General features: G+C 55.1%; 20 protein-coding genes. 12 read left to right on the plus strand and 8 right to left on the minus strand.

Annotation, left to right across the window (positions count from 1 at the left end; translation table 11 throughout):
- Positions 1-5: 5 nt before the first annotated feature.
- Positions 6-407 carry a GtrA family protein gene (locus tag EMQ_RS17375; protein WP_081617512.1) on the plus strand — a complete coding sequence of 134 codons (402 nt, stop codon included), beginning with the start codon at positions 6-8 and terminating at the stop codon, positions 405-407.
- A gap of 525 nt (positions 408-932) precedes the next feature.
- On the opposite strand, the gene EMQ_RS03850 is transcribed toward EMQ_RS17375, so the two are convergent.
- Complete coding sequence (locus tag EMQ_RS03850; protein WP_010665957.1) at positions 933-1,196, minus strand: hypothetical protein; 264 nt, start codon at positions 1,194-1,196, stop codon at positions 933-935.
- Positions 1,197-1,435: 239 nt separating this feature from the next.
- Between EMQ_RS03850 and EMQ_RS03855 the strand changes: the two genes are divergently transcribed.
- Positions 1,436-2,125 (plus strand): Smr/MutS family protein, encoded by a 690-nt coding sequence (locus EMQ_RS03855; protein WP_026200226.1) that lies wholly within the window; start codon positions 1,436-1,438, stop codon positions 2,123-2,125.
- 24 nt (positions 2,126-2,149) lie between these two features.
- Here the strand turns inward: EMQ_RS03855 and EMQ_RS03860 are convergent, their stop codons facing one another.
- Positions 2,150-3,652 (minus strand): helix-turn-helix domain-containing protein, encoded by a 1,503-nt coding sequence (locus EMQ_RS03860; protein ID WP_018308433.1) that lies wholly within the window; start codon positions 3,650-3,652, stop codon positions 2,150-2,152.
- A 114-nt stretch (positions 3,653-3,766) separates the two neighbouring features.
- Between EMQ_RS03860 and EMQ_RS03865 the strand changes: the two genes are divergently transcribed.
- The 4 genes from EMQ_RS03865 (at position 3,767) to acs (ending at position 9,486) form a co-directional block, all read left to right on the plus strand.
- On the plus strand, positions 3,767-5,281 hold the full coding sequence (locus EMQ_RS03865) for an MmgE/PrpD family protein (protein WP_010668731.1): 1,515 nt from the start codon (positions 3,767-3,769) through the stop codon (positions 5,279-5,281).
- An 83-nt stretch (positions 5,282-5,364) separates the two neighbouring features.
- Positions 5,365-6,534, plus strand: coding sequence for a bifunctional 2-methylcitrate synthase/citrate synthase (prpC, locus tag EMQ_RS03870; RefSeq protein ID WP_010668732.1), 1,170 nt, complete (start codon positions 5,365-5,367; stop codon positions 6,532-6,534).
- The gene (gene prpB, locus EMQ_RS03875) at positions 6,531-7,445 is read left to right on the plus strand and encodes a methylisocitrate lyase (RefSeq protein ID WP_010668733.1); all 915 of its coding nucleotides are present in this window, start codon (positions 6,531-6,533) and stop codon (positions 7,443-7,445) included. Before prpC ends, prpB begins: the two co-directional genes overlap by 4 nt.
- Before the next feature lie 85 nt (positions 7,446-7,530).
- Entirely contained in the window at positions 7,531-9,486 is a 1,956-nt protein-coding gene (gene acs / locus EMQ_RS03880) for an acetate--CoA ligase (protein WP_010668734.1), read from the plus strand.
- Positions 9,487-9,844: 358 nt separating this feature from the next.
- Here the strand turns inward: acs and EMQ_RS03885 are convergent, their stop codons facing one another.
- From EMQ_RS03885 to EMQ_RS03895, 3 genes are all read right to left on the minus strand, one after another.
- On the minus strand, positions 9,845-10,063 hold the full coding sequence (locus EMQ_RS03885) for a hypothetical protein (RefSeq protein WP_018308431.1): 219 nt from the start codon (positions 10,061-10,063) through the stop codon (positions 9,845-9,847).
- A 244-nt stretch (positions 10,064-10,307) separates the two neighbouring features.
- On the minus strand, positions 10,308-10,571 hold the full coding sequence (locus EMQ_RS03890; RefSeq protein ID WP_018308430.1) for a hypothetical protein: 264 nt from the start codon (positions 10,569-10,571) through the stop codon (positions 10,308-10,310).
- Between the two features lie 311 nt (positions 10,572-10,882).
- Positions 10,883-11,086 (minus strand): hypothetical protein, encoded by a 204-nt coding sequence (locus EMQ_RS03895; RefSeq protein ID WP_018308429.1) that lies wholly within the window; start codon positions 11,084-11,086, stop codon positions 10,883-10,885.
- Between the two features lie 374 nt (positions 11,087-11,460).
- Between EMQ_RS03895 and EMQ_RS03900 the strand changes: the two genes are divergently transcribed.
- The 4 genes from EMQ_RS03900 to EMQ_RS03915 all read left to right on the plus strand — a co-directional run bounded on the left by EMQ_RS03900 (position 11,461) and on the right by EMQ_RS03915 (position 16,170).
- Complete coding sequence (locus tag EMQ_RS03900; protein WP_010667489.1) at positions 11,461-13,578, plus strand: glycosyltransferase N-terminal domain-containing protein; 2,118 nt, start codon at positions 11,461-11,463, stop codon at positions 13,576-13,578.
- Positions 13,579-13,592: 14 nt separating this feature from the next.
- Positions 13,593-14,591 (plus strand): tetraacyldisaccharide 4'-kinase, encoded by a 999-nt coding sequence (gene lpxK / locus EMQ_RS03905; protein ID WP_026200223.1) that lies wholly within the window; start codon positions 13,593-13,595, stop codon positions 14,589-14,591.
- Positions 14,588-15,544, plus strand: a complete 957-nt coding sequence (locus EMQ_RS03910; RefSeq protein WP_010667491.1) for a lysophospholipid acyltransferase family protein — start codon at positions 14,588-14,590, stop codon at positions 15,542-15,544. The genes lpxK and EMQ_RS03910 overlap by 4 nt, the downstream gene beginning before the upstream one ends.
- 260 nt (positions 15,545-15,804) lie before the next feature.
- Positions 15,805-16,170, plus strand: coding sequence for a hypothetical protein (locus EMQ_RS03915; protein ID WP_010667492.1), 366 nt, complete (start codon positions 15,805-15,807; stop codon positions 16,168-16,170).
- 305 nt (positions 16,171-16,475) lie between these two features.
- On the opposite strand, the gene EMQ_RS03920 is transcribed toward EMQ_RS03915, so the two are convergent.
- Positions 16,476-18,914 (minus strand): TonB-dependent receptor, encoded by a 2,439-nt coding sequence (locus EMQ_RS03920; RefSeq protein ID WP_010668940.1) that lies wholly within the window; start codon positions 18,912-18,914, stop codon positions 16,476-16,478.
- Positions 18,915-19,187: 273 nt separating this feature from the next.
- Positions 19,188-20,648: a penicillin-binding protein activator gene (locus tag EMQ_RS03925; RefSeq protein WP_018308427.1), complete on the minus strand. Its 1,461-nt coding sequence runs from the start codon at positions 20,646-20,648 to the stop codon at positions 19,188-19,190.
- Here EMQ_RS03925 and rsmI point away from each other — a divergent pair.
- Positions 20,636-21,655, plus strand: coding sequence for a 16S rRNA (cytidine(1402)-2'-O)-methyltransferase (gene rsmI, locus EMQ_RS03930; protein ID WP_018308426.1), 1,020 nt, complete (start codon positions 20,636-20,638; stop codon positions 21,653-21,655). The two genes, EMQ_RS03925 and rsmI, sit on opposite strands and share 13 nt — an antisense overlap.
- On the opposite strand, the gene EMQ_RS03935 is transcribed toward rsmI, so the two are convergent.
- A complete protein-coding gene (locus EMQ_RS03935) occupies positions 21,652-23,163 on the minus strand; it encodes a methyl-accepting chemotaxis protein (protein WP_018308425.1) in 1,512 nt (503 codons plus the stop codon). The genes rsmI and EMQ_RS03935 overlap by 4 nt on opposite strands.
- Positions 23,164-23,401: 238 nt before the next feature.
- Here EMQ_RS03935 and fumC point away from each other — a divergent pair, with 238 nt between their 5' ends.
- Positions 23,402-24,847: a class II fumarate hydratase gene (fumC, locus tag EMQ_RS03940; protein WP_018308424.1), complete on the plus strand. Its 1,446-nt coding sequence runs from the start codon at positions 23,402-23,404 to the stop codon at positions 24,845-24,847.
- Positions 24,848-25,142 lie beyond the last annotated feature (295 nt).

Below are 25,142 nucleotides of genomic sequence, written 5' to 3' on the forward strand. Positions count from 1 at the left end.
ATATTATGCAAAAATTCATTTCTTATAGATTTTTCAAATTTTTTGTCTGTGGAGTACTGTCGACTTTACTCTATGTTATTTCATCATTCTATTTATATAAACTGCATGTAGACCAGGAAATTTCCAGCTGCCTGTCTGTTCTTTCTTCGGGCTTGTTTTCATACATTGTAAACACAACTTGGACATTTAACGACAGAATGTCCAAGAAAAGCTTTTTTAAATTCTATGTTGTGACTTTTTTTACATCCATATTATCGTCTGTTGAAGTGTATTTCGCCAAAACTCTCAATGCAAACTACTGGGAATGCATCGGCCTAGTTGTTATCACGATGCCACTTTTATCATTCTCAATCCATAGACTTTGGACATACTCACACCAGACTACCCAGTGTGATCTGTTATCATAACTCGTCTCTTCTACGACTTGTCTTTTCGACCCTACGTCCGACGGTTTTGATCGATTTCATTGTTCTGAACAAATCGCTCGATTCAATCCAAGGATTGTGAAAACAAGCTAAACCAATGCAAGAAAGATTGATTCCAGTTCGTCATCATACATTGCATTACGCCTGATAGAGTCGACAAACAAAAGATTGTCTGCGGGAGTGCGTCCGGCAAGAGAATCGTCTTTGATGCTTTAGAAATGGATGTTTGCAAGATATCGCAGATCATTCACTGCTCCCATGCTCCGTCGCGAGACCTCCATTTAAAGGGAGCGAGACAAACCTATACCGTGCAAGTCCGATGCCCTGTTTAGACGCCAGCATGCTGTCTAGGCATCCGCAAATTTCGGCAAAAGATCAGCCTGAAACATGTCTGAGCAGATTTTTTATCGACAGGAAACCTGACCGTTTAGAGGTATTATCGTGGTCCAGCCAACGTCGAAAAGCAGGACCAGCAAAACCAGTCCTGCCCGGTAAAAGATCGAAGCCTCAGGCCTCGTCTTCATCCTCATCGTCTTCCTCGTCATCTTCGATGACAACGGCGACGGTGATTTCGACGCTCTCGTCTTCAGCCTGAAGCTTGTCGGCCGTGTCTTCCGCCACGTCCTCATCTTCGTACAGCATGGCTTCGTTGGGATCGTCGGTCCACTTTGTCTCAGGGTTCCAGAAGGAGAGATCTCCGTTCTCGGCCTCGCGCTGGATCAGAAAGCCGACAACGACTTCGTCATCAAGATTGATTTCGTCTTCACTCATGGGGCAGCCCTTTCGTTGCTCCGTTTGATACCCGAGGCATCGCACATTGTGTGGGTCAGCATAAGGGGCTGTCTGCCTGACTGCGATGATATTTTTACTGCATGCGCGGAAATTATCGAAAGATCGGCTATAATATAACCAGTCAAGCGCGGGTTTACACTGCTTACAGCTTGCAGTTGTCGCGCTGGCAGGTGATGCTTGCGCCAAGTGGTATGCCTGCGTCATCAAAGGAGAAACCGGTGCGCCGGAAACGGAGTGTAAGCGAGGAAGAGCAGGCGCTATGGACGTCCTTCGTCCGTGGCGTGAAGCCGCTTACCTTCGGTGGACGCTCCTCCGGGCTTCCCTCGGAACCACGTCCGCCTGCGCCAGACAGGGCGTTACCCGCCCGGCGTAATGCGGAAGGTGGGCTGCAACCTGATCAACCCATGCGTGGCGCATCTGTACAACCAGATCTTGTCGCAATCCGACAGACGCACATCCGTTCCGCTGCCTTCATGACGGCAGGGGAAATCGCTGTTGCAAATCATCTGCGCGGAAAGGCTGCGAAGAGAAAATCAGCCAATACACCGGCACAGATCGGTGCCCGACAGGCTGGGCTGGATACCGGAAGCTGGAAACGGCTCTCAAAAGGACACACACCGGTTGAACGTAAACTCGATCTGCACGGCATGACGGCTCAGGCCGCTTTCATGCGCCTGCATGAGTTTCTCTTTGCAGCCTACAGCCAGGGCATCCGGTGTGTTGAGATCGTGACCGGACTTGGCTCCGGGCCTGAAGGAGGGGTCCTGCGACGTGAACTGCCTTTCTGGCTTGGCCGGGATGATCTGGGCCGCATGATTCTGGCCGTCACGCACACGCATGAAGCCAACCGGGGAGCCGTGCGTATCTTGATCAGAAAGCGTCGTCAGCCTCAGTCAAAAGGACGCTAACCTCTGCGGGGACTAGCCCGTCTGTCACTCGCCACTCTGCGCCAGCATGTGATAGGGCACGACCCCCCTCTCCTCTCCACCCGCATCTATCTGAAAACCTGCCGCAGGGATGGCGCGATGGCGACAATCCGTGCGGATGCAGGCCCGACATCCCGGACCGATCGGAATGATCGTGCGTTCATCCGTGAGATCGAGACCGGCAGCATAAACCAGCTCGGCAGCATGAGCGACTGAACATCCCAGCACGATCGCCACCCGTCTTGGACGATCGAAGTAGGATACGCCGGCATGACCGACTGTACGCGCGACATTCAGAAATACGGCATCGTCTGTCGTCTGTGAGACCTGCACCTGCAGTTCTCCGGGTGTCGCAAAGGCGCGGAAGACGTTCCACAGTGAACAGAGGCCGCCAAAACGAGGAAGGCTGAATCGTGTGGCGCTGTAACTTTTAAGAATATTTCCAGCGATATCCGTCTTGATAAAGTAAAAAGGCAGCCCTTCCTGTCCCGGCCGTTGCAGGGTCGAGAGACGATGACAGACCTGCTCGAAACTGACCCCGAACTGACGTTGCAACTGGTCAAGATCATGCGATTTCGTGCGGGCAGACTGCCGAAAACGTGTGTAGGGCAGCAGTAGCGCGCCAGCGAAGTAATTGCTCATACCGACATGGGCCAGGTCACGGGCATCGGAAGAGGTCAGGCCGGACCGTTTCACAGCCCGATCCAGCAGACGTCCGTAACCAAGACGTCCCACCACCTGCGCCATACAGAACACGCTGCTTTCCGACGGCACGCCATCCGCCATGAGCAGACGCCGTCCCCGCTTGTCGAAACGCCAGATGACCGACCGGCTGTCCAGAGTGCTGTCGGTCAGGGTTTTGACGCCATGATGGTCGCGCAGATAGCGTTCGAGATTGGCGGCCAGAAGACCTTCCGAAAAATCAAGTGTTTCGTAAAGCTCTTCGGCTGCACGATCGATTTCATCAAAGTAGTTCCGCTCACGCTGCACCCAGTCCCCCACGGCCTCGTAGGGCGAGACTGTTGTCATCGGCTCCGCCATCACCGGCGAACCGGATGTGTCAATGTGAGGGGCGGAAAGGCCGTTTCCCGAAAGAGACAAAGCCTGATGCGGAATTTCCGTATCACTCCGTTCCCGAACAATGGTCCGGTAGGCCCGATAAAGCGTCACAAACCGGTCAGCCAGTGCGGGCGCTGATCTGACGGCTGCCTGAAGTTCCGCCGGGCGAAGGGAAGCAGACTTGAACAGTGGATCGCCAAGAATTTCTCGCAGGGCCTGAATCTGCCGGATTTCGTCACTGTCGCCAAAATAGGCGGGTGACACATCGAACAGGTTGCAAAGTTTTAACATCAGTGGGGATGGAATGGGCCGCTGATCATTTTCAATCTGATTCAGATAGCTTGGAGACAGGCCAAGATCCTTCGCCAGATCCTGCTGTGTTTTTCTTATCCTGCCACGCAACTCCCGAATACGTGATCCCGCGAAGACCTTGCTGACACGTTTCGTCACCTTCGCATCCTTTGCAAAAACAGCTTCTTTTTATCGCTTCAATTCGCTTCGTTCACCATAGCTGAAATTCGCGCTTAAGCCATACTCACCTCAGTTTTCGTGAATGAGGCTGACATGCAAACCTACGACATCAAGGTTCACCCCGAGAAAGATCGCCTGCCCCGCGAACAGCAACTCGCATGGCATATTGCCGAAGTGGCGGCCGACCCGGTGGAAATCGAAGCCCCTGTCACTGAGATGATCATCAATCGCGTGATTGATAACGCGTCGGTTGCCATCGCGTCGGTTAATCGCCACTCCGTTATGAGCGCACGGGCTGAGGCGCTGGCGCATCAGCGTCCGGGTGGCGCGACCGTTTTCGGCTGTGGACCGGACGTTCGAGTCCACGCCGAGTGGGCTGCGTGGGCCAATGGGACAGCCGTCCGCGAGCTCGACTTCCACGACACGTTCCTTGCCGCCGAGTATTCGCATCCCGGCGACAACATCCCCGGTATCCTCGCTGTGGCTCAGCAGTGCCAGCGTTCCGGCAAGGATCTGATCCGCGGCATCGCCACGGGCTACGAAATCCAGATCGACCTTGTGCGCGGCATCTGCCTGCACAAGCACAAGATCGACCATGTGGCGCATCTTGGTCCGTCCGTGGCAGCTGGTATCGGCACACTGCTCGGTCTGCCGACAGAGACGATTTATCAGTCGATCCAGCATGCGCTGCACGTGACCACCGCCACGCGCCAGAGCCGCAAGGGCGAGATTTCCTCTTGGAAAGCATACGCGCCGTCCCATGCGGGCAAGATGGCGGTTGAATCCGTTGATCGCGCCATGCTGGGCGAAACGTCGCCAAGCCCGATCTATGAGGGCGAGGACGGTGTGATCGCGTGGATGCTGGACGGCAAGGACGCGCACTACATCGTGCGTCTCCCCGAGCATGGTGAAGCCAAACGGGCGATCCTCGACAGCTACACGAAAGAACACTCCGCCGAATATCAGAGTCAGGCCCTCATCGACCTTGCCTTCAAGCTGGGCAAGCAGGTGAAAAACTGGGACGATGTGAAGGATGTTCTGATCGAGACCAGCCATCACACGCACTATGTGATCGGCACCGGCTCGAACGACCCGCAGAAGTTCGATCCGAAAGCATCGCGTGAAACGCTCGATCATTCGATCATGTATATCGTTGCGGTCGCGCTTCAGGATGGCTCGTGGCACCACGTCCATTCCTACTCACCGGAGCGCGCCAACCGTGCCGATACTGTGCGTCTGTGGCAGAAGATTCACACGATCGAGCGTCCGGAATGGACGGAGCGTTATCACTCCATCGATCCGAACGTGAAGGCTTTCGGTGGTCGTATCACCATCACGATGAATGATGGGTCCGTTATCTCCGACGAACTGGCGGTCGCCAATGCCCATCCGCTCGGGGCCACACCGTGGACGCGTCCGGACTACATCAAAAAGTTCCGTACGCTGACTGACGGCATCATCACCCCGCAGGAAGCTGACCGGTTCCTTCAAGTCGCCCAGCGCCTTCCCGAACTCTCGGCGAAAGAGCTTTGCGAGCTGGAAATCACGCTTCCAGCCGGTGAACTCAGGAAGAATCCGAAAGTCGGCATTTTCGGTTTCGGCCAGTAACACGCAGCGACACAGGAAGACGGCTTCAGACTCATGAAGCCGTCCGCAGCAGACGACAGAACAAGAAAGAGGAGACGCAGACCATGACGCAAACCTCTCACGAAAAACGTCCGAAAAAGTCGGTTGCCCTGTCAGGCGTCACGGCTGGGACAACCGCCCTGTGCACGGTCGGCCACAGCGGCAACGATCTGCATTACCGTGGCTATGACATCAAGGATCTGGCCGAGAACTGTGAATATGAGGAGGTCGCTCACCTGCTCATTCACGGGCATCTCCCCGATCCTTCCGAATTGGCCGAATACAAGGAAAACCTGCGCTCGATGCGTGGCCTGCCCGAGCAGGTGAAACGGGTTCTGGAGCAGGTTCCGGCCGCCACACATCCGATGGATGTCATGCGTACCGGCCTGTCCGCGCTGGGATGCGTGCTGCCGGAGCGACGGGACCAGAACCCTGTCGGGGCGCGAGAAATTGCGGACCGTTGCGTCGCGTCTCTTGGGTCGATCCTGCTCTACTGGTATCACTACGCTACCAACGGGCGTCGGATTGAGGTCGAGACGGACGACGACACGGTGGGTGGTCATTTCCTCCATCTCCTGCACGGCAAGGAGCCGTCAGCGGAATGGGTGAAGGCCATGCACGTATCGCTCATTCTTTACGCAGAACATGAGTTCAATGCGTCAACTTTCACCTGTCGCGTGATCGCAGGCACGGGTTCCGACATGTATTCCGCGCTGTGCGGCGGTATCGGCGCTCTGCGTGGTCCGAAACATGGCGGCGCGAACGAAGTGGCGCTCGAAATCCAGCAGCGTTACCAGACGCCGGACGAAGCCGAAGCCGATATCCGCAGGCGTGTGGACAACCGTGAGGTGGTCATCGGCTTCGGACATCCGGTTTATACAATCGCTGATCCACGCAACGAGATTATCAAGCGAACGGCCTACGCGCTGTCGCGCAAGAACGGCTCGATGCGCCTCTACAATGTGGCGGAGCGCATTGAATCGGTCATGGCGGACACCAAGAAGATGTTCCCCAACCTCGATTGGTTCAGTGCCGTTTCCTACAACATGATGCGCATCCCGACCGCGATGTTCACGCCCATCTTCGTCATCGCCCGTTCCGCCGGATGGAGCGCGCATGTGATCGAGCAGCGCGAGAACGGCAAGATCATCCGCCCCTCCGCCGAATATGTCGGACCGGAAGACCGGGCTTTCGTTCATATCCATAACCGTAGCGTGCAGGAGAAAGCAGCATGACCTATCTGGTCGGCGCGGAAGCCCCTTCGGAATCAGCAGGCAGCCGGTTTCGCAAACTCCTCGATGCTCCCGGCATCCTTCAACTGCCGGGCGCTCATAACGGTCAGGCCGCGCTTCAGGCGAAGGATGCCGGCTTTCAGGCGCTCTATCTTTCGGGTGCTGCCATGACAGCCAGCATGGGGCTGCCGGATCTGGGGATCATCACCATCGATCAGGTGGAGTTCTTCATCCGTCAGATCGTCCGTTCCTCGGCCCTGCCGCTTCTTGTCGATGGTGACACGGGATATGGCGAAACCCTCAACGTGATGAACATGGTTCGGGCGTTCGAGGAGTCCGGTGCGGGTGCACTGCATCTGGAGGACCAGCTTCTCCCGAAGAAGTGCGGGCATCTGAACGACAAGAAGCTCGCCAGCGCGGATGAGATGGCCATGAAGGTCAGCGCCGCCCGTCGGGCGCGCCGTGATCTGGTCATTGTGGCCCGGACGGATGCGGCTGCCAGCGAAGGTATTGATGGCGCTGTTGCTCGTGCGAAGAAATACATCGAAGCCGGTGCGGACGCGATCTTTCCGGAAGCGCTGACCAACGCCGAGATGTTCCGCGAGTTCGCACGACGGATGCCGGGTGTGAAGCTGCTGGCCAACATGACCGAGTTCGGACGCACGCCGTTCTACACGGCGAAGGAGTTCGAGGAGATGGGCTACAGCATGATCATCTGGCCGGTCAGTTCGCTACGTGCCGCCAACAAGGCGCAGGCCGATCTGTACGCCACCATCGCTCGTGACGGCAGCACGGAGGCCATGCTTCCCCGGATGCAGACGCGGGAGGAATTGTACAGGACGCTGCGTTATCATGAATATGAAGCGCTGGACCGCAGTATTGTGGAAACCGTGCTGCCGACCATAGCGGCCTGAGTTTTTACCTGAGCAGATCACACTCAAATCCAAGGTCACACCCGGGCGATTTAACATCGCCCGTTTCCATTCAGGAGAAGAACAGGTGTCCACACCCCAGACCGATCTCGCCATTTGGGATATTGAAAGCGTTGATCCGGCCAAGGCGTTGCAGATCAGGGCGATGCGTGAGCAGGTGCAGGCTGATCCTGAAACATTCTGGCTGGAACAGGCAAAACGTCTTGAGTGGGAGCGTTTCCCCTCTGTCGGAAACCGTTCGACATTTGAAGATGAAGTATCCATCCGCTGGTATGAGGACGGCAAGCTCAATGTCTCGGTCAACTGCCTGGACCGTCATCTGAAGGAGCGTGGAGACCAGACCGCCCTGATCTGGCAGGGCAACGATCCGGGCGTGTCGCGTCAGCTTACCTTCCGCGAACTGCACGCCGAAGTCTGCCGCGTCGCCAATGCCCTGAAAAGTCTGGGCGTGAAGCGCGGTGATCGCGTGGCGATTCATCTGCCCATGACCGTCGAGGTAGTGGCCTGCATGCTGGCCTGCGCCCGCATCGGCGCTGTGCATGTCGTGCTGTTCGGCGGGTTCTCGCCGGAAGGGATTGGCGAGCGTCTGATCGACAGTGGAGCGGTGGCTGTCATTACCTGCGATGCGGCCAAACGGGGTGCAAAAACCATTCCGCACAAGGCGGTCATTGACGCCGCATTGAGGCATACTGGCTCCATCGGCAGTGTGAAGAACGTTATCGTCGTGAATGTCAGTGACACCAGCGCTCCCATGACGGCGGGACGGGACCACGATTACGCAGAACTGGTGGCCGGACAGTCCGATGTCTGCGAACCCGAGATCATGAATGCGGAAGATGTGTTCTTCCTGCTTTACACGTCCGGCAGCACGGGAAAACCGAAAGCAATTGTGCATACAACGGGCGGTTACCTCGTCTGGGCGGCCTATACTGTGGACGTCACTTTCCCGGCGGAACGGGGCACGACGCACTGGTGCACGGCCGATGTGGCGTGGATCACGGGGCATACGTTCGTGGTGTATGGACCGCTGGCCAACGGCTCAACGACCCTGCTGTTTGAAGGACTGATGGGATGGCCACAGGCTGGGCGTTGGTGGGACATTATCGACCGTTTCAATGTGTCGAGTTTCTTCACTGCCCCTACCGCCATCCGTGCGCTGATGCGGGATGGCGACGACCTGCCGCGCCAGTATTCCCTTGCGTCTCTTCGCCGGCTGGCTTCGGCGGGTGAACCGATCAGCCCGGATGCGTGGCTATGGTATTATGAAGTAATCGGGCAGAAGAAATGTCCGGTCATCGATATGTGGTGGCAGACGGAAACCGCTGGGCCGATGCTGAGCGCCATCGCTGGAGCGCAGAAGCTGAAACCCGGCTGGGCGACGACTGGCATTCCGGGGATTTTTCCTTCTCTCACCAATGAGAAAGGCGAAATCATCGAGAACAGGGAAGCGGAAGGTTGTCTGTGCTTCGATGAGTCCTGGCCCGGTCAGACGCGGTCCATCTGGGGCGACCACAAGCGGTTTCGGGAAACCTATTTTACCTTCAGCAAAGGTCGGTATTTTTCAGGTGACGGCGCGCGCCGGGATGCTGATGGCAACCTCATGATTACGGGTCGAATGGACGATGTGATCAACGTGTCAGGTCACCGTATCGGCACGGCTGAGATTGAGGATGCTGTCGCGACTGATCATTCTGTTGCCGAGGCGGCGGCTGTCGGCATCAATCATGATCTGAAAGGTCAGGGTATTGTGGTGTTTGTTGTGGCGCGTAACACCAAGACGCTGCCCTCCGAAGCGCATCTGAGCAAGGTAATCTGTGAGCGAGTGGGCCGCTATGCCGCACCGGAAAAGGTTTACCTTGTTTCCGAACTTCCCAAGACGCGCTCAGGAAAGATTGTCCGCCGCCTGCTGCGCAAGATTGCTTCCAACGAGACGGATAGTCTGGGCGATCTGTCGTCGCTGGCGGATACATCTGTTGTGCCAGCGTTGATCGCGCTTGTGCAGAAACAGCTTTTGATTGCGTAAGGAAAAGTTGTTTCCACGATCTGCTGCGCAAGACAGGAAATCTCCCGGATTCAGTCCGGGAGATTTTATCTTGCACGATATGCAGGCTGGATCTTCATCATTTCTTCATATTTTGGGATATTTTAGAGGTAATTTACTGTCCCCAAAACCGCTCCGAGTGGATGCATATCCAATACTATAACGATTCAATTGAATAGATTTTTTTAATCCATACAGGCCACGCACCACATTAAAAAATCTTCTCTTTAACTATGCACAGATAATAAAACCAAACAATCTCAAGTATATTTTCAACATGGAAAGAAGTTACTCTAATTCTCTCAGGGTTTCCCTTCGTTACAGAGGATTTTACTTTGCGTTAATTGGTTTTGGCTGAAGATGAGAGAGTTTCCACACAGGGAGTCCAATCCATGTCCTCTTCAATCTCTTCCATCGGCGGCTCTTCAATCGCAAGCCTTTTCAATACGTCATCTTCGTCTGACGCAAGCTCAAGCTCTTCGACTTCTTCGACGTCGTCTACATCTTCTGCTGACACCACAACCGAGACCACCAACAGCGATGGAACAATCACTGTCACGGTTACCGATTCAAGTGGAAATATTGTCTCCCAGACGACCGAAGGAACGCCACGCAGTTCAACTGCTTCCAGTGATGATGGCCTTGATACTTACGCCTGATCTGGTATTGAAATAATCACTTTAATTCGAAAACGAAGCCGACAGAAAAGTTGCCCGGACAGGCCGGGCAACTCTTTAGCTTCTGATCATCACTCATTCTCTGAAAACAGACCCATCTTCAGAACCCTGACCAGAAGGCCGATATCAGGAGTTGTGAATGATGCTGTTCAGAACATCATTGAACGAGCCACCGAACCAGCCACCATTGGCGATTGGGAATGAAGGCGTGCCACAGCCACAGTTGTTTGATGGCGGCGGAGGCGGAGGAGGGGCATAACCGCAGCTGTTACCGCCCCAATTGTTACCCCAGCTCTCATGACCTGTCAGAACACCCAGAGCGAAGCTACCCAGCAGCAGATAGCATCCACCTGAAACTTCAGTCATTTCACTGACGTTCAGTTCACGCATTTTTCTCTCCAATTCAAATTTCTCGAGCGCTCGGAAAAACAAAAGCATCAAAAAGTAACAAACGTCAATAAAGCATTAATGTGCATTTAATATACATATTTTTACAAGAAAAATCATTTCTTATTAGTAATAATATGACATATATCCTGCAGTTTGCTCGTCATTTAGGAGCAGGATCTGTTAATTTATTGAAGTGAGCGTGTTATTGTGATTCACAGGTTTACCGATGGAGGGTGAACCTGTGAGTGACGTGTTTTTTCTGTCTGGGCACCAGATGGAACGGATCAGGCAATTACTCGCAGGGCGGAACATCACTGCCTGTATCCCGTCGAAGAAAAACCGGAAATCAAGGCCATCTTACGACTGGCATCTGTGTAAAAGGCGTCACCAGATACGACAGATGCGCTTATACGTTCAAGTCCGATATCCACATCAAAGCAACCGTCTTCTGGCTCAAGGAATGAGACCTGAGTCTGGAGGCTGTTTGGAAAGGAGCCGAGAAGATTTACGCCCATGATGACGAGGTCCAGATTAAGCCATCCTGTCCCGGATCATGTGCGCACCCTCGCTAGCAGAGATGTGGTCGAATGTCCGGAGATAGTCTGAAACAGGAAATACCTTGGGTGTGTCGTGAGTTCTCACTCTGTGGCATGAGGTTTGTACATCGGCTTGATCTGTGATGTTTTCTCTCTTCTTTTAGGGAGAGTGTGAATGCATCGGTATGGTCTGAGTGACAACCAGTGGGAGTGGATACAGGTTTTTCCGACATCTAGCGGCTGACCACGCAATGCGATCAATCAATTCAAATCCGCCTTATCTTGCTGCCGTCCTTCTACCCATAACAGCCTCAATCCTTTTCCCCTTCTCCGCCCCGTGCTAACCGCGCTGCATGCAGGACGGATCCGCATCCTCTTCTTTCTCCAGAGAAGGTTTCTCTGCTCTGGGGCAGCAGATTCTTGAGAAAGCCATTCGTGGCTGGCTCGGCTTCGCCTTGCGTACGACACGCTGGCATTTCGAGGCCACGCCGGAAGCCAGAGCCCTTCTGTTGCATGAACGCGGAGACGGGACACAGCCGGGGCTACTCGTCGCTTTCTGGCATGAGGCGCTCGCTCTTTCTCCGGCGCTCTGGTGGTGGACCGAGCCCCGCAATCCCTCCATGCGCCTGCACGTCCTGATCAGCCGCAACAGTGACGGCCGGCTGATTGCACGGATCGTCACGCCGTGGAGGATTCCCCCGATCCACGGTTCGTCCGACAAGAAGGGCAAGAACAAGGGAGGTGCCGCGGCCCTCCGTCAGATTCGTCAGGCTCTGGCGCAGGGCCATACCGTCGCCGTCATGCCCGATGGCCCCAAGGGACCACGTCGCGTCATACAGCCAGGCGTTCTCGCGCTGGCTGAAAAAACCGGCATCTCCATCCTGCCAGTCGGTGTGCAGTGCACGTGTTTGCATGCGCCCTCATGGGATCGGATGATCGTGCCGCTGCCGTTTGGGCGTGGACGTATCGTCTGTGGCGCACCTGTTTCCGTTGAACCGGGAAAGCGTGACGCAGCGGGCCAGACCTTGGCTCTTCGCCTGACGGCTGCGCAGGACGAAGCTGGAGCACAGACAGAAACCTACCCTGATACACTCGCCACCATGCCAGAGAGGGCAGTTGTGGAAGGGTCTGTTCGTGCGCCCACCATGCCGCAGCGTCCGAAACCCTCCAGTACACCTGCTCTCTGGTCGCTGCTGACCTCCCTGCTCGCTCCCGGTCTGATCGCGACGCTTCGCATACGGGTGCGTCGAGGCAAGGAAATTCGCGAGCGCACCAGAGAGCGCCTTGGCTTTACCGCGATGCGCCGTCCCGATGGACCACTCGTCTGGATGCATGCCGCCAGTGTTGGCGAAACCCTCTCCATCATTCTGGTTATTCAGGCCATTCTGGAAAAGCCTTCTGCTCCGACTGTTCTTGTCACAACCGGCACCGTCACCGCCTCCGCGACACTGGCACGAGAACTGCCGGAAGCCATGCACGCAGGACGGGTTCTACACAGCTTCGTCCCTCTCGATGTGCCACGATGGATCAAGCGCTTTCTGCGTCACTGGCGACCGGACGGACTTGTTCTGACGGAAAGCGAGTTGTGGCCGAACATGATAGCAGCCTGCAACGTGGCGAAATTGCCCGTCATGCTGGTGAACGGCCGCCTGTCCCGCTCGGCCCTGAAGGGATGGCGCAAACTGCCCCGCATGGCCGAGAGCATGATGACCGCACAGTCATGGATCGCAGCGCGCTCGCCGGAAGATGCCGCTCGTTTCAGGATGCTCGGTGCTTCAAACGTGTTCTGTGACGGCGATCTGAAAACTGCCGCCCCTCCCCTCGCTGCGGACACAGCCATACTGGACGCTGCTCGCAAGGCTATCGGTAAACGACCGGTATGGGTTGCGGCCTCCACGCATCCCGGTGAAGAAAAACAGATTCTCGAAGCTGCGAAAATTCTGCGGGCTTCCTACCCTGATCTTCTGACCATCATCGCGCCACGTCATCCGGACCGCGGCGCTGCCATTGCCACTGAGGTGAAGGAGGCTTTTTCTGGCTCAGGTCAACCGCCTCGCCGTTCGCAGGGCGAACTCCCAAACGAGGCAGATTCCGTCTGGATTGTCGATACGCTGGGTGAACTCGGCATCCTGTTCCGTCTGTCACGCATCGTTTTCATGGGAAACAGCCTGATCGCTCCTGACAGTCCGATAGAAGGCGGCGGACACAACCCGCTTGAACCGGCCCGACTGGGATGCGCGATCATGACGGGACCAGCGATCGACAATTTTGAAGAAACCTTTGCTGCTCTTGGTGAATCCGTTAGCGTGGTCCGCTCAGTGCAGGACCTTGCGAACACGGTCAAAGCCCTGCTCGACGAGCCTGCACGGGTAGCAGCGCTCGGTGAGGCAGGAGAGCGGATCGCAACACGTGACCAGAATCTGCCGTCCCGGCTGGCGGACCTCATCTGCCGGACCTGCAGCTACTCATGACCGGCTTCCTTCGCCTGAGCGCACCATCTTTCTGGTTTCGCCCTCCCGGACTCATCAGCACGCTTCTGAAACCCATTGCCACTATCGTTGGTTTAGTGGCCCAAAAGCGCAGGCAACGTACCGGCTGGCGCGCTCCGGTTCCGGTGCTTTGCGTCGGAAATCTTACGGTGGGAGGAACCGGAAAAACCACGACCGTGCTTGATCTTATCCATCGATTGCACCAGCGGGGCATCGTAGTGCACTGTCTGACACGCGGCTACCGGGGACAGGCCGTGAAGGGACCGACCCCGCTGCGTGTCGATCCGGCCCGTCATACCGCAACGGATGTCGGCGACGAACCCCTGCTTCTCGCCGCCGCAGCGCCCTGCTGGGTCAGTCCTGACCGTGCCGCATCAGCCCGCGCCGCTATTACGGCCGGAGCCACCTTTCTGATCATGGATGACGGTTTCCAGAATCCCTGTCTGCACAAGGACTTTTCCCTTATTCTGGTAGATGGCGCTGTCGGTTTTGGCAATCAGTGCGTATTGCCGGCCGGCCCCCTGCGCGAGCCTCTCATGACAGGATTGGCTGCTGCGAACGCTGTTGTCATCACGGGACAAGACACTTGTGGTGTTCGGAAAAGCCTTACAACCAAAGTCGATTATCCGATCCTGAAAGCGGCATTGCAGATGGAACGCTCCATCGTCTCTCTCCGTCAGCAGAAGGTCATTGCCTTCGCAGGGCTTGCCCGTCCTGACAAGTTCTTTGGCTGCCTCAGGGAAAATGACGTTATCCCAATAAAGTGCATTTCTTTTCCCGATCACCACGCCTTCACAGCCGCCGATCTTGCCCATCTATCCCGTCTCGCCGCACAGCATTCCGCTCTTCTGGTCACCACACCCAAGGACGCCGTACGACTTCCGGAATCTTTTCGCCAGAAAGTCAGAGTAGTGAATGTAGAGCTGGAATGGGCGGACATAGCCTCACTGGATCATATTCTCGACAGCCTGACGGAACGGATGCCACGACCATGACTTCAGCTTCCTCTTCCTCCACGACAGATAAAGGTCCGTCCGTACCGTTTCTGATGAAGTTGGAAGCTCTGGCCGCCCGTGGCGCTCTGCGGTTGCTGCGACAGATCCGTCCGGAGACTGCTTCCAATATCGGAGGCAAGCTATGCTCCGGCATTGGGCCGCTTCTGCCCGTCTCGAAAGTGGCCGACACCAACCTCCGTCTCGCCATGCCGGAACTGAACAAGGCCGAACGGAAGCGCATCATCAAAGGGGTTTGGGACAATCTCGGTCGCACCGTCGGGGAATTTCCACATATTGCGTCCCTGAAGGAAGACACTTCGGCAGGACCGGGCTTTGAAGTCACCGGCAAAGAGCATCTGCTGGCGGTGGCCAAGAGTGGCGGACCGGTCCTGTTCGTCTCGGGTCATATCGGCAACTGGGAAATGCTTCCTCCCGGTGTCGCCAAATACGGTGCCGGTTTTGCCTCCTTCTACCGTGCGGCGGCCAATCCTCTGGTGGACCGGATGATTCGTGACCTACGCGACGCTGCGATGCAGGACCCGCTTCCCCTGTTTGCAAAGGGCGCGAAAGGGGCCAAAGACGCGCTGCGATGGGTGGCGACCGGCCATAGGCTGGGCATGCTGGTCGATCAGAAAATGAATGACGGCATTGAGGCACGTTTCTTCAGCCGCCCCGCCATGACCGCGCCAGCTCTGGCGGCCATGGCACTGAAATTCCGCTGTCCGGTTATTCCGGGGCATGTGCAACGCCTCGGACCAGCGCGCCTGCGGATCGTGGTGGAACCGCCAATGACCCTCCCTGACACCGGCAACCGACAGAATGATGTCGCCGCCTTCACCCAGGCCATCAATGACAGGCTGGAAACATGGATCCGGGCCAGACCCGAGAGCTGGCTTTGGTTGCACCGGCGCTGGCCCAAAGAGCTTTACAGGGCGTCGAATCAATACAAGTGACACGACGATTCTGACCGAAAACACATCTTTTCGCCTACAAAACGATCTCTTTTTGAATGTTATGCACATTTTATATGCATTTTTTGTCCAAAATTGATCAATTTTTATGCTTAATTTTTGTCACATCTTATGTTTCTGTATCTTTTTGATCACAGTTTTCTCGATCTGCCTCTTCTGGAAGCGCTTCCTTCTCTATTCGCACTGGCGAGGTGAGAGAGAAGCCCATACCGTTTGTTCAGAACGTAGAGGAGAGATCAGGGATGTCCCAGGCGATGCAGACCGACCAGTCAGTGTTCCCTTCGAATGTTATCCCATTCCGGATGGCCGTCATTCTGCCGCGCCATCGGGAATATCTCGCTCGCTGGCTTGAAGCCGGAAAGCGCATGGGCCTGTGTGATGCCGAGTTCTGTATCGACGATGAGGCCACTTTCGCAGATTCAGAGCAGGCGCTGATCTGGGTTCGTGAAAACGCCAGCCCGGCTTACGTTGTGCACCCGGAAGGCACGCACTGGGTTGTCGTTGACGCCCTGCGCGGCAATGTCCTCAGCCACGAAAGCTCTTTCGAAATGGCGCTCGACTTTATCCGCCCGGCCCTTCCCCTGCAGGGCTCTGTCGCAGCAGCCTGACTTCTGTTTCCTGCCGTATCTCGTAACTTTGACTCTCTGATGATGACAGGCAAAAGAAAATCTTCGCTGCCTCCTTCACCTGCAGAAGTTCGCTCTGTCCAAAACATATATCAGAATAATCTGTTCGAATCTCATATGACTGACGGATATCCATGATATCCGCCTGGGACAGAACGGGACTGCCAGTTCAACCTAAATCAACACACCGATTTCTTCCGGTTTTTCCATACGCAACGTATTCACATCTGCATTGACCGGATCACCACACCAAACCTGATAATCCGGCCTGACAAGGACACCAGGACTCAGTAATTGGCGGAAACCGAGAACAGGAAGCTTCTCCCAACGGCTGGAACGGCACGGTCACTGAACAGATTGGCATAGTTCAGGCGATTGGCGAGATTGTAGCCGTTCATGGCCACACGCCAGTGATTGTTCAGGAACGAGTGAGAAATCACAGCACTCCAGTCAAGGTTGGCGGGCACCCGGGCTGTATTGGCAGCATTCAGCCAGACGCCTTCACGCCATGTCGGACCACCGCCAAACATCAGGTTCCAGGGCTTTCCGGGTGCGACAGTGTAAGTCGTCCAGAGCGTCGCAGAGTTCTTCGGAACGTAGAGAACCTGCTTGCCCACATTGGCAGCTGTCGTGGACCATGTGGTTTCTGAATTATAATACGCATATGTGCCGATGAGCTGCCAGTTTTTCATGATTTCACCGGAGGCACTCAGCTCCACGCCCTGGTTCCGCTGACGATCACTGGACGCGATGACAGAACTGTTGCTGTCACTTCCCAGGATCGCGTTCGACTTCTCAAGCCGGAAAGCCGATACGGTAAATCCTACACGTCCGTGAAATGCATTATATTTAGCACCAACTTCATAAAGACGACTGCGCTCGGGATGCATCTTCGACCCATTGGCTGTCATCGGCTCGCTGCTGTTCGTCACATACAGTCCCAGAGGGGTCGTGGACTCTGACCAGTTGAAATACACCATGGCATTGTCAGTCGGCGTATACATCAGACTGACATTGGGATTGAACGTATCCTGCGACTGATGCAGCCGTGTATCGGCCAACGTCGCACCATCGGTCGCGGCATAATGGCTGTTCCAATGATCCCAACGGAAGCCGGCCTTGATCGAGAACCACGGCACAAGCCAGACCTGATCAGAGAAGAACGCACCCACGTCCGTTGCATCGCCTGTCTTGTACAGCTTCTGACCAACACCGTTCGGGATAGTCACAAGATTTCCTGCATACTGGCCCAGCCCACCAAGAAGTAGTCCGGGTTGATAAGCTGAAGGGTTCAACATGCTGGTCGTATCAGCAGCAGTACCATTCACCCCGTTGAAATTGTAGGCGTAGTTCTTGCGACGGTCATACACATGCATCACATCGACACCGGCGATAATCTGATGCCTGACAGAGCCTGTGTTGAATTTCGCCAGAGTGGACAGCACGTTCTGCACCGACCAGTCATCCTGCTGATAAGGCTCAGGACCGCCGAGATGACCACGCCTGTTGATCATCGCAGCCGATGGATCGGTAAAGAAATTTTTCGCACAGGTCGTATCACATCCGGGCTGCGATGCTGAATAATAACGACTGTACAGACCGCCTTTCAGATCATTGAAGACTGTGATGTGGTCGTTGAACTCGTGTTTGAACCGTGCCGTCAGCATATCAGTCGATGAATCATCCTGATCATACGTCGTGCCGTACCAGTTTTTGCGATTCAGACCATATTCCGTCGCGGGTTTTCCAATTGTAGCACCGGGCCGCGTAACAACCGGAACACCGTAATCCGGCATCCGGTTATCGCTCTGGTGAAAGTATTCAAGAGTAAAGGTCGTTTTGGTGCCAAGACCAAACCCTATGGATGGAGCCAGCCCCCAGCGATGTGAGTAAATATCGTTACGACCGACTTCATTATTTTCATTACCCATGCCGGTAATGCGGATAGCCGTATGCTCACCGATCTGCTGGTTCACATCGAGAGTGCCACGATAATAACTCGCAGAACCACCAGAAAAGCTGCCGCCGTAATTATTTCCCAGATGCGCAACCTTGGTGGTGACGTTAATGGCGCCGCCTGTCGTGCCGTTACCGAAGACTTCAGAAGAAGGACCCTTGATAACTGTGACATGGTCATAATCGAAGCTGTCACGGCTATAGACGCCAAAGTCGCGCAGACCGTTCTGATAAATGTCATTCTGGGCCTGAAATCCGCGAATCAGAAACTGATCCCCGCTCATACCCCCCTCACCTTCACCAACCGATGCCGTGATGCCCGGGACGTTCCGAAGCGCTTCTTCAAGGGATTTGACGTTCTGCTGTTCCATCAGAACTTTTGGCACAACATTAACCGTCTGCGGTGTGTGCAGAACATCCTGCGGCATGCGGCCAAACCCCATATCCTGGGTCAGTACGTTCATACTGCGACCATGCACCACAATACTTTCTGATTTCGAACCTGTTTCCAGGGTTTTCACACCCGTATTCACTGCATGGGCGTTCGTATTTGATGGAGTTGATACTCCGGCGGCAGGTGCGACAGAGGTCGTTTGAACCGCCACACCCTGTTTTGAAACAGGCTTCTGAACCGCCGTCCGGGCATGAGCATGACGCGCTTTCACTGTTCCGGCATCGGCAGTCTGCGGATGGAGAGCAGAACAGGCCAGAGTCAGTCCGGCAGTCAGCGGTGTCGGTCGTAGTGTATGGCGGATAAAACGATTCGTCATGATTTCTACATCTCGTGGCATAAGCTGGCACAGCTATGCCGTAAATGAGACTTACTCGCAATATCATCGACATAATCTTGATGTGCTGGTAATTACCGAGAGCCATTTCGACAGTTCAAAAGCTACGATCGGGTTTTGGGAGATCTTGATCTAATTGTTTGAAGAGAAACAAAAATTCAGACGCTGTCTCTAATGGCAATATAAAAAAAACCGCCTCGCAAAAAGATAGCGGGGCGGTTTGAATAGCTTTCAAAATATCCAAAGAAAACTGTGTCAGGATGCTCCAGGAACCGGTGCAACAGATTTCGGAGCAGGAAGAATACGGGAACCGCCGCCCGGCTGGATTTCAAAGATACCCAGTTTGCGCAAGGTCTGGCCGTTTCCGGTCAGCGTGAAAGCGCCATCGACCCCGGAAAAACCCTGAGGTTGCGTCAGCAGATCGACCGGATATCCTTTTCCACCCGTTGCTGAATAAACCGAATTCGCCAGACTGCCTGCATCATATGACAGATCTGCCAGCGGCTTGGGGACGCGGTGGTTCTGGATAGAAAACTGCTGCACGAAAAGCGTGCGGGCCGCTGGATCGGGTGCTGCATACCAGGCTCCTGCGACGGATCCCAGCTTTCCTGCGAAAGCACCCCACAGGCCAGGCCCCATAAGACGGACGTCACTGGTACGGACCTGATTGGCCTTGAGCGCATCAAGCACATTCTTCAGTGACAGTCCGGTGTCGGCCAGAAGCAGGGCGTCGAACGGAGGAGCGGACAGGGTCGGGGGGGAAGCGTCCGAAGATGTTGCGGCTGACGTCTGAGCCGAAGGAGAAGCCTTGGGGTCGCCCGGCGACTGGGCATCCGCCGTTCCGCTCGCTTTAGAGGCGGACGATAGCGCCGCCTCTAGATCATCAGGCAGATCCTGCGCAGGCCCGGTCGACTGACCGGAAGCTGTTGCGACACGGGTGTCATAGGCGCTCAGAGTAGCAAGTCCGCTTCTGATCGCCTCAGGCGTACCCACGTGATAGACAACCTGCGGATCAGCAAGGCTTGCTTCGCGGCAGGCGCGCACCAAGGCATCACCCATGGCGTGGCCCAAAGGTGTGTCGGGCAGGAAAGCCGCAAAGTGATGGCGACCTTCCATCTTTGCAGCGTCCACGAGACGCGAGACCTGTTGTTGCGGCGTAATACCAAACACCCAGACGCCGGGACGCGCCTGTGCCAGATCACTGGTGAAAGCGATAACCGGAATGCCTGCGCGCACAGCCATCGGGCCAATAGACGCCGTATCGACATTGGTCAGAGGCCCCAGAACGATACCGTCTCTGGACGTAATGGCCGCCTGCATGGCCTCTGTCGCACCACCGGCACCCGCCGTATCATGAACGTCGAGTTTAGGGAGCGGCAGAGTTCCAGTCTGCTTTGACAACGCCAGTTTTGCGGCGGCCAGCATTTCATTGCCAAGAACCCCGTTCGCACCGGTCAGAGGCAGCAACAGCCCGACATTCGGAGCCGAGGCTGTGGTATCGCTCCCGGCGAGCCCACCGGGTTCGCTGGTGCCACCGGAGCTACAGGCCGCAAGTGCCAGAAGCGCGACCCCGGAAAGGTGACGCGAAAGGGTTCGGCTGGTATGCCGCAGAATGCTGCGTGCTGTATCGCTCCTGCCGACCAGACGCCCCGTAGCACCACCGTTTGTTTTAGTGTCAGCCGCCTCTCGCGACAGGAACCTGCATGTCCGATTCATCGTCCGCCTCTTCATCTGAACGGTTGCCTGTCGGGCCACAGGCGGAGGGTTACCCTGATGATGCTCCTTCCCATAGCGAAGGAATGCCGCCACGTCATGTCCGGTCTGATGAAGAAGCTGATGCTGGGGAACCAGCGCCTCTGCACAAGGGCGGTCTTCTGACGCTGGTGGCCACGCCGATCGGCAATCTCGGCGATCTTTCTCCTCGCGCCGTTCAGGCCATGCGTTCAGCAGATCTGGTGCTTTGCGAGGACACCCGCGTAACGGCGCGTCTGTTCATAGAGCACAATATCAGCACGCACGCTGAACCGCTCCATGAACATAATGAACGCCAGAGAGTGCCGGGACTGATCGACCGCCTTCTGGCAGGGCAGCAGATCGCGCTTGTCTCCGATGCAGGGATGCCGCTCCTGTCCGATCCCGGATATCGTCTGGTACGTGCGGCGATAGATGCGGACATAACCATTACCGCTGTGCCGGGACCAAACGCCGCCCTGACGGGCCTCGTTCTCTCAGGTCTGCCCCCTCATCCCTTCCTGTTTGTCGGCTTTGCGCCACCACGGAGTACGGCCCGAAAGGAAAGTTTCGCCACCCTGCACGCAGCTGAAAGAGCAGGCCTGAAAGCCACCCTGATATGGCATGAAGCGCCTCATCGTCTGGCAGAAATGCTGAACGATCTGGGCGAAATTTTTGGCGAGGACCGCCCCGCTGTCGTTGCTCGGGAACTCACAAAGCGTTTTGAAGAAGCAAAGCGCGGCACACTGAGCACGCTGGCTTCATTTTACGCTGAAACGGCGGCCAGAGGCGAAATCACCGTTCTGATCGGACCGTTTGAGAAGACAGGGCAAGATGCCGATACGCTCGACAAGCAGCTTGAGACAGCACTGGCCAGCCAGTCAGTCAAGGATGCTGCTGCTCTTGTTGCAAAAGCAAACGGCCTGCCTAAAAAGACCGTTTACGCCCGTGCGCTTGAACTCATGGCCATGCGCCAGAAAAATACTGATTAGCTCCATTCTGCTGCGGAAAGGGCTGACATCCGCTCGTGGCCCGATTTACGCACCTTGAAGTTTGTGACCAGTTGCAACAGCTGGGACGAGCTCACTTCAAGCTGCTGACCGATCTTGATCGTGTTATGCAAAACAGAAGCGCTTCTTTTTGTATCCTGGGCAAGCCGCACCGTGTCCCGATTGATAGCATCAACGCGCGTTGCCTGCGTGGCTGACGCTTCTGCGATCTGACCAATCAGGCCACCGACACTCTCAACCGAGCTTCTGGTGTTGCCTATGGCGCTTCCCGCTGAGCCTGCCAGCTTCACGCCCTCTTCGACATCCCTGACACTCATGGAAACAAGAGTCTTGATCTGCTTGGCGGCATCGGCTGACCGCCCAGCCAGAGCACGCACTTCCTGTGCGACGACCCCAAACCCTTTCCCGGCATCACCCGCACGGGCTGCTTCCACCCCGGCATTCAGGGCCAGCAGATTGGTCTGCAGGGCAAGCTCATCAATCATGCCGATAATCTGGCTGATCTGCCCGGATGAATCAGAAATCTTTGTAATGGCGGCGGACGCATCAGAGACAATCTCCTGCCCTCTTTCAGCTTCCTTGCAGCAATCCTTGACCGCCGTATCCGCATGGACAGTCTGATCCGCCACGGCCTTTACCGAAACAGTCACTTCTTCAATTGTGTGCACAATGGTATCAAGACCACTGACCTGCACATTCATCTGTTGCGCAACATTGCGACTGGCTTCGCCCACGGCACGTCCGTCAGCCTCTACTTTTTCGGCCGTTTCCCGCACGGAAGAAATCAACCCACCGAGACCATTGAGCAGCTTCTCGAAAGCACTTCCCAGTCGCGGAGATTTTTCCTTCAGCTTCTCATCTACTGACAGAACGAGATTGCCTTCTGCGACCCGCTCAAGAGCTATCGCCAGCATTTCAAGAGCTTCTTCCTGCTCCTGCTTCGCCATTTTGCGCTGTTTTTCGAGTTCGTTAAGGGCCGACGTTACCGCCAGTTCCATATCCAGCATCGTCGCCTTGATCAGCAAACCGAGATCCTTGGCAAGCTTCTCTTCATTGCCTGTGATCCGGGGTTTACGACCAAAACCACCCCTCACCACCGTAGGCCAGTTCTCACGGACTACTGCTTCAACGATATGCTCAATAAGCAGGGAATTGCCCGCAATATACCATCGGGGGTCGAGCCCGATACGGGCGTGTGTAACCCCTATACGCTCCACATCCCGAAAGTAATCGGCGCCGAACCGGCCACTGACTATCTTCTTCCAGTGTTCATACTGCTTTGAGCTTGCGTCAGCCTTCTGCTCATCACTTGTGAAAAAATGGGCGACTTCAGGCGTTTCGCTGATCTTGAGGTAAAAATCATTCAGGGCTTGAGGAAGCACCCGGGAAATGGGCCCGACAAGTCCTTCCATCTGGTCAAGTTCAGCTTTTCCGAGACCAAGAAAGCGAAGTCTGCTGTCAATATCAAGAACTGTATGATCAATAGTCATGTAGCCTGCTCTCTCGGTTGCATAGTCGGCCAAACGCCAGCAGTAGCTATGGAATTCAGCATAGGATTTGCATTGAAATTCGTGGATAAATCTTTAATTTTCTTAGAGAATTCTTCCTGCGGCTTCATTTTAAAATAAAGACATTGAAAAAATTATATAAAATTCACGCTTTCGCGATCTGCTGACCTCAAGGCTTCATACATCGTTAGTCTGACCAAAACTGTTAGCGGAGTCAGATATGAACGACACATTTATGATGCACGATACGCCCATAGGCATTAACGCCACGGGGACCCGCGTCGAAACTGATTCAATGGGCAAGATAAAGGTGCCCGCCCAGCATTACTGGGGCGCGCAGACCCAGCGGAGCCTCGTACATTTCTCAATCGGCAGGGATATCATGCCGATTGAGCTTTGTCGGGCCTATGGAATCGTGAAAAAGGCAGCGGCGCTCGTTAATCTTGCTGATGGCAGGCTGCCAAAATGGAAAGCGGACGCCATCATTCGCGCGTCTGACGAAGTCACTGAAGGCAAGCTCGACAGCGAATTCCCTCTTTTCGTCTGGCAGACCGGTTCCGGCACCCAGACCAATATGAACGCCAATGAGGTCATCGCGAACCGGGCGATCCAGCTTCTCGGTGGAGAAATCGGCTCAAAAAAACCCGTTCATCCCAATGACGACGTGAATATGGGGCAGTCGAGCAATGACTCCTTTCCCACAACCATGCATGTCGTGACGCTGCTGGAAATCGAGAACACCCTTGTTCCGCAAATTGAAGAGCTGATTGCCGCCATCCGCAGCAAATCCGATCAGTGGATGGATGTCGTCAAGATTGGACGCACCCATCTTCAGGATGCCGTACCACTCACCGTTGGACAGGAATGGTCCGGCTGGGCACAGCAGCTCGAAGATGCTCTCGACGCCCTGAAAGCCTCCATTCCGGGACTGGCCCAGCTTGCGGCCGGAGGGACCGCCGTCGGCACGGGTCTGAATGCGCCACCGGGCTTCAGCAAGGCGATTGCCGCGAAAATTGCCGAACTGACCGGCAAACCCTTTATCACCGCCCCCAATAAATTCGCGGCGCTGGGTGGTCTGGACGCCATGGTGAGAGCATCCGCCGGTCTTCGCGGCCTTGCCGTAGCGTTAATGAAGATTGCCAATGATATGCGCTGGCTGGGATCAGGTCCGCGCTGCGGTCTGGGAGAACTTCATCTTCCGGAAAACGAGCCCGGCTCGTCCATCATGCCCGGCAAGGTCAATCCGACCCAATGCGAAGCGATGGTGATGATTGCCACGCAGGTCATGGGCAACGACACCGCCGTGGCTTTCGCTGGAGCGCAGGGCAATCTCGAACTCAATGTCATGAGACCGGTCATTGTTGCTAATGTGCTCCATGCCATTCGCATTCTGGCGGATGGATGCCACAATTTCCGTGTCTTCTCTGTTGAAGGTACCACGCTCGACAAGAAGAATCTCCAGAAATACATCGAAGACTCAGTCATGCTGGTGACGGCCCTCAGTCCTGCTGTCGGTTACGACAAGGCCGCCGCCATCGCCCACCGCGCCATGGAAAAAGGTGAGACCTTACGTGAGGCGGCGCTTGCCTCTGGTGTCGATGAAGAGACCTTCAACAAATACGTCGATCCGAAGAAGATGGTCGGCAAGGGACTGGCCGGAGCCTGAACGGCCTCCCCTCCCACACCGCAGAAACAATCTCAAAAATTAATATTTTTCCAATTCAGTCTATAAATTAATATTTATTGACTGAATTGGTGTTTGTTTTTTTAATTGATACGTATAAAATATGATATTTAGTATTTAAATTTATAAAAAATTTTTCCATATCAGATTTTTAATTCTCATTAACTCTTATATTCACTATAAAATTTCAAATTCTACGCGAATTTTAAATTTCTATATTCATACTCATTTCAAAAATTACAAATCCGTAATATCTCATTAGCAAACTAAATGTTGT

The organism is Acetobacter aceti NBRC 14818, assembly GCF_000193495.2.
In the GTDB taxonomy this organism is placed as follows: domain Bacteria; phylum Pseudomonadota; class Alphaproteobacteria; order Acetobacterales; family Acetobacteraceae; genus Acetobacter; species Acetobacter aceti.

Excerpts from the sequence above, each read along its gene's own strand:
- EMQ_RS17375 (WP_081617512.1), top strand. The coding sequence starts at position 6 with ATGCAAAAATTCATTTCTTATAGATTTTTCAAATTTTTTGTCTGTGGA.
- EMQ_RS03850 (WP_010665957.1), bottom strand. The coding sequence starts at position 1,196 with ATGAGTGAAGACGAAATCAATCTTGATGACGAAGTCGTTGTCGGCTTT.
- EMQ_RS03865 (WP_010668731.1), top strand. The coding sequence starts at position 3,767 with ATGCAAACCTACGACATCAAGGTTCACCCCGAGAAAGATCGCCTGCCC.
- prpC (WP_010668732.1), top strand. The coding sequence starts at position 5,365 with ATGACGCAAACCTCTCACGAAAAACGTCCGAAAAAGTCGGTTGCCCTG.
- prpB (WP_010668733.1), top strand. The coding sequence starts at position 6,531 with ATGACCTATCTGGTCGGCGCGGAAGCCCCTTCGGAATCAGCAGGCAGC.
- EMQ_RS03890 (WP_018308430.1), bottom strand. The coding sequence starts at position 10,571 with ATGCGTGAACTGAACGTCAGTGAAATGACTGAAGTTTCAGGTGGATGC.
- EMQ_RS03895 (WP_018308429.1), bottom strand. The coding sequence starts at position 11,086 with ATGGGCGTAAATCTTCTCGGCTCCTTTCCAAACAGCCTCCAGACTCAG.
- EMQ_RS03900 (WP_010667489.1), top strand. The coding sequence starts at position 11,461 with ATGCAGGACGGATCCGCATCCTCTTCTTTCTCCAGAGAAGGTTTCTCT.
- EMQ_RS03910 (WP_010667491.1), top strand. The coding sequence starts at position 14,588 with ATGACTTCAGCTTCCTCTTCCTCCACGACAGATAAAGGTCCGTCCGTA.
- EMQ_RS03915 (WP_010667492.1), top strand. The coding sequence starts at position 15,805 with ATGTCCCAGGCGATGCAGACCGACCAGTCAGTGTTCCCTTCGAATGTT.
- EMQ_RS03920 (WP_010668940.1), bottom strand. The coding sequence starts at position 18,914 with ATGACGAATCGTTTTATCCGCCATACACTACGACCGACACCGCTGACT.
- rsmI (WP_018308426.1), top strand. The coding sequence starts at position 20,636 with ATGTCCGATTCATCGTCCGCCTCTTCATCTGAACGGTTGCCTGTCGGG.
- EMQ_RS03925 (WP_018308427.1), bottom strand. The coding sequence starts at position 20,648 with ATGAATCGGACATGCAGGTTCCTGTCGCGAGAGGCGGCTGACACTAAA.
- EMQ_RS03935 (WP_018308425.1), bottom strand. The coding sequence starts at position 23,163 with ATGACTATTGATCATACAGTTCTTGATATTGACAGCAGACTTCGCTTT.
- fumC (WP_018308424.1), top strand. The coding sequence starts at position 23,402 with ATGAACGACACATTTATGATGCACGATACGCCCATAGGCATTAACGCC.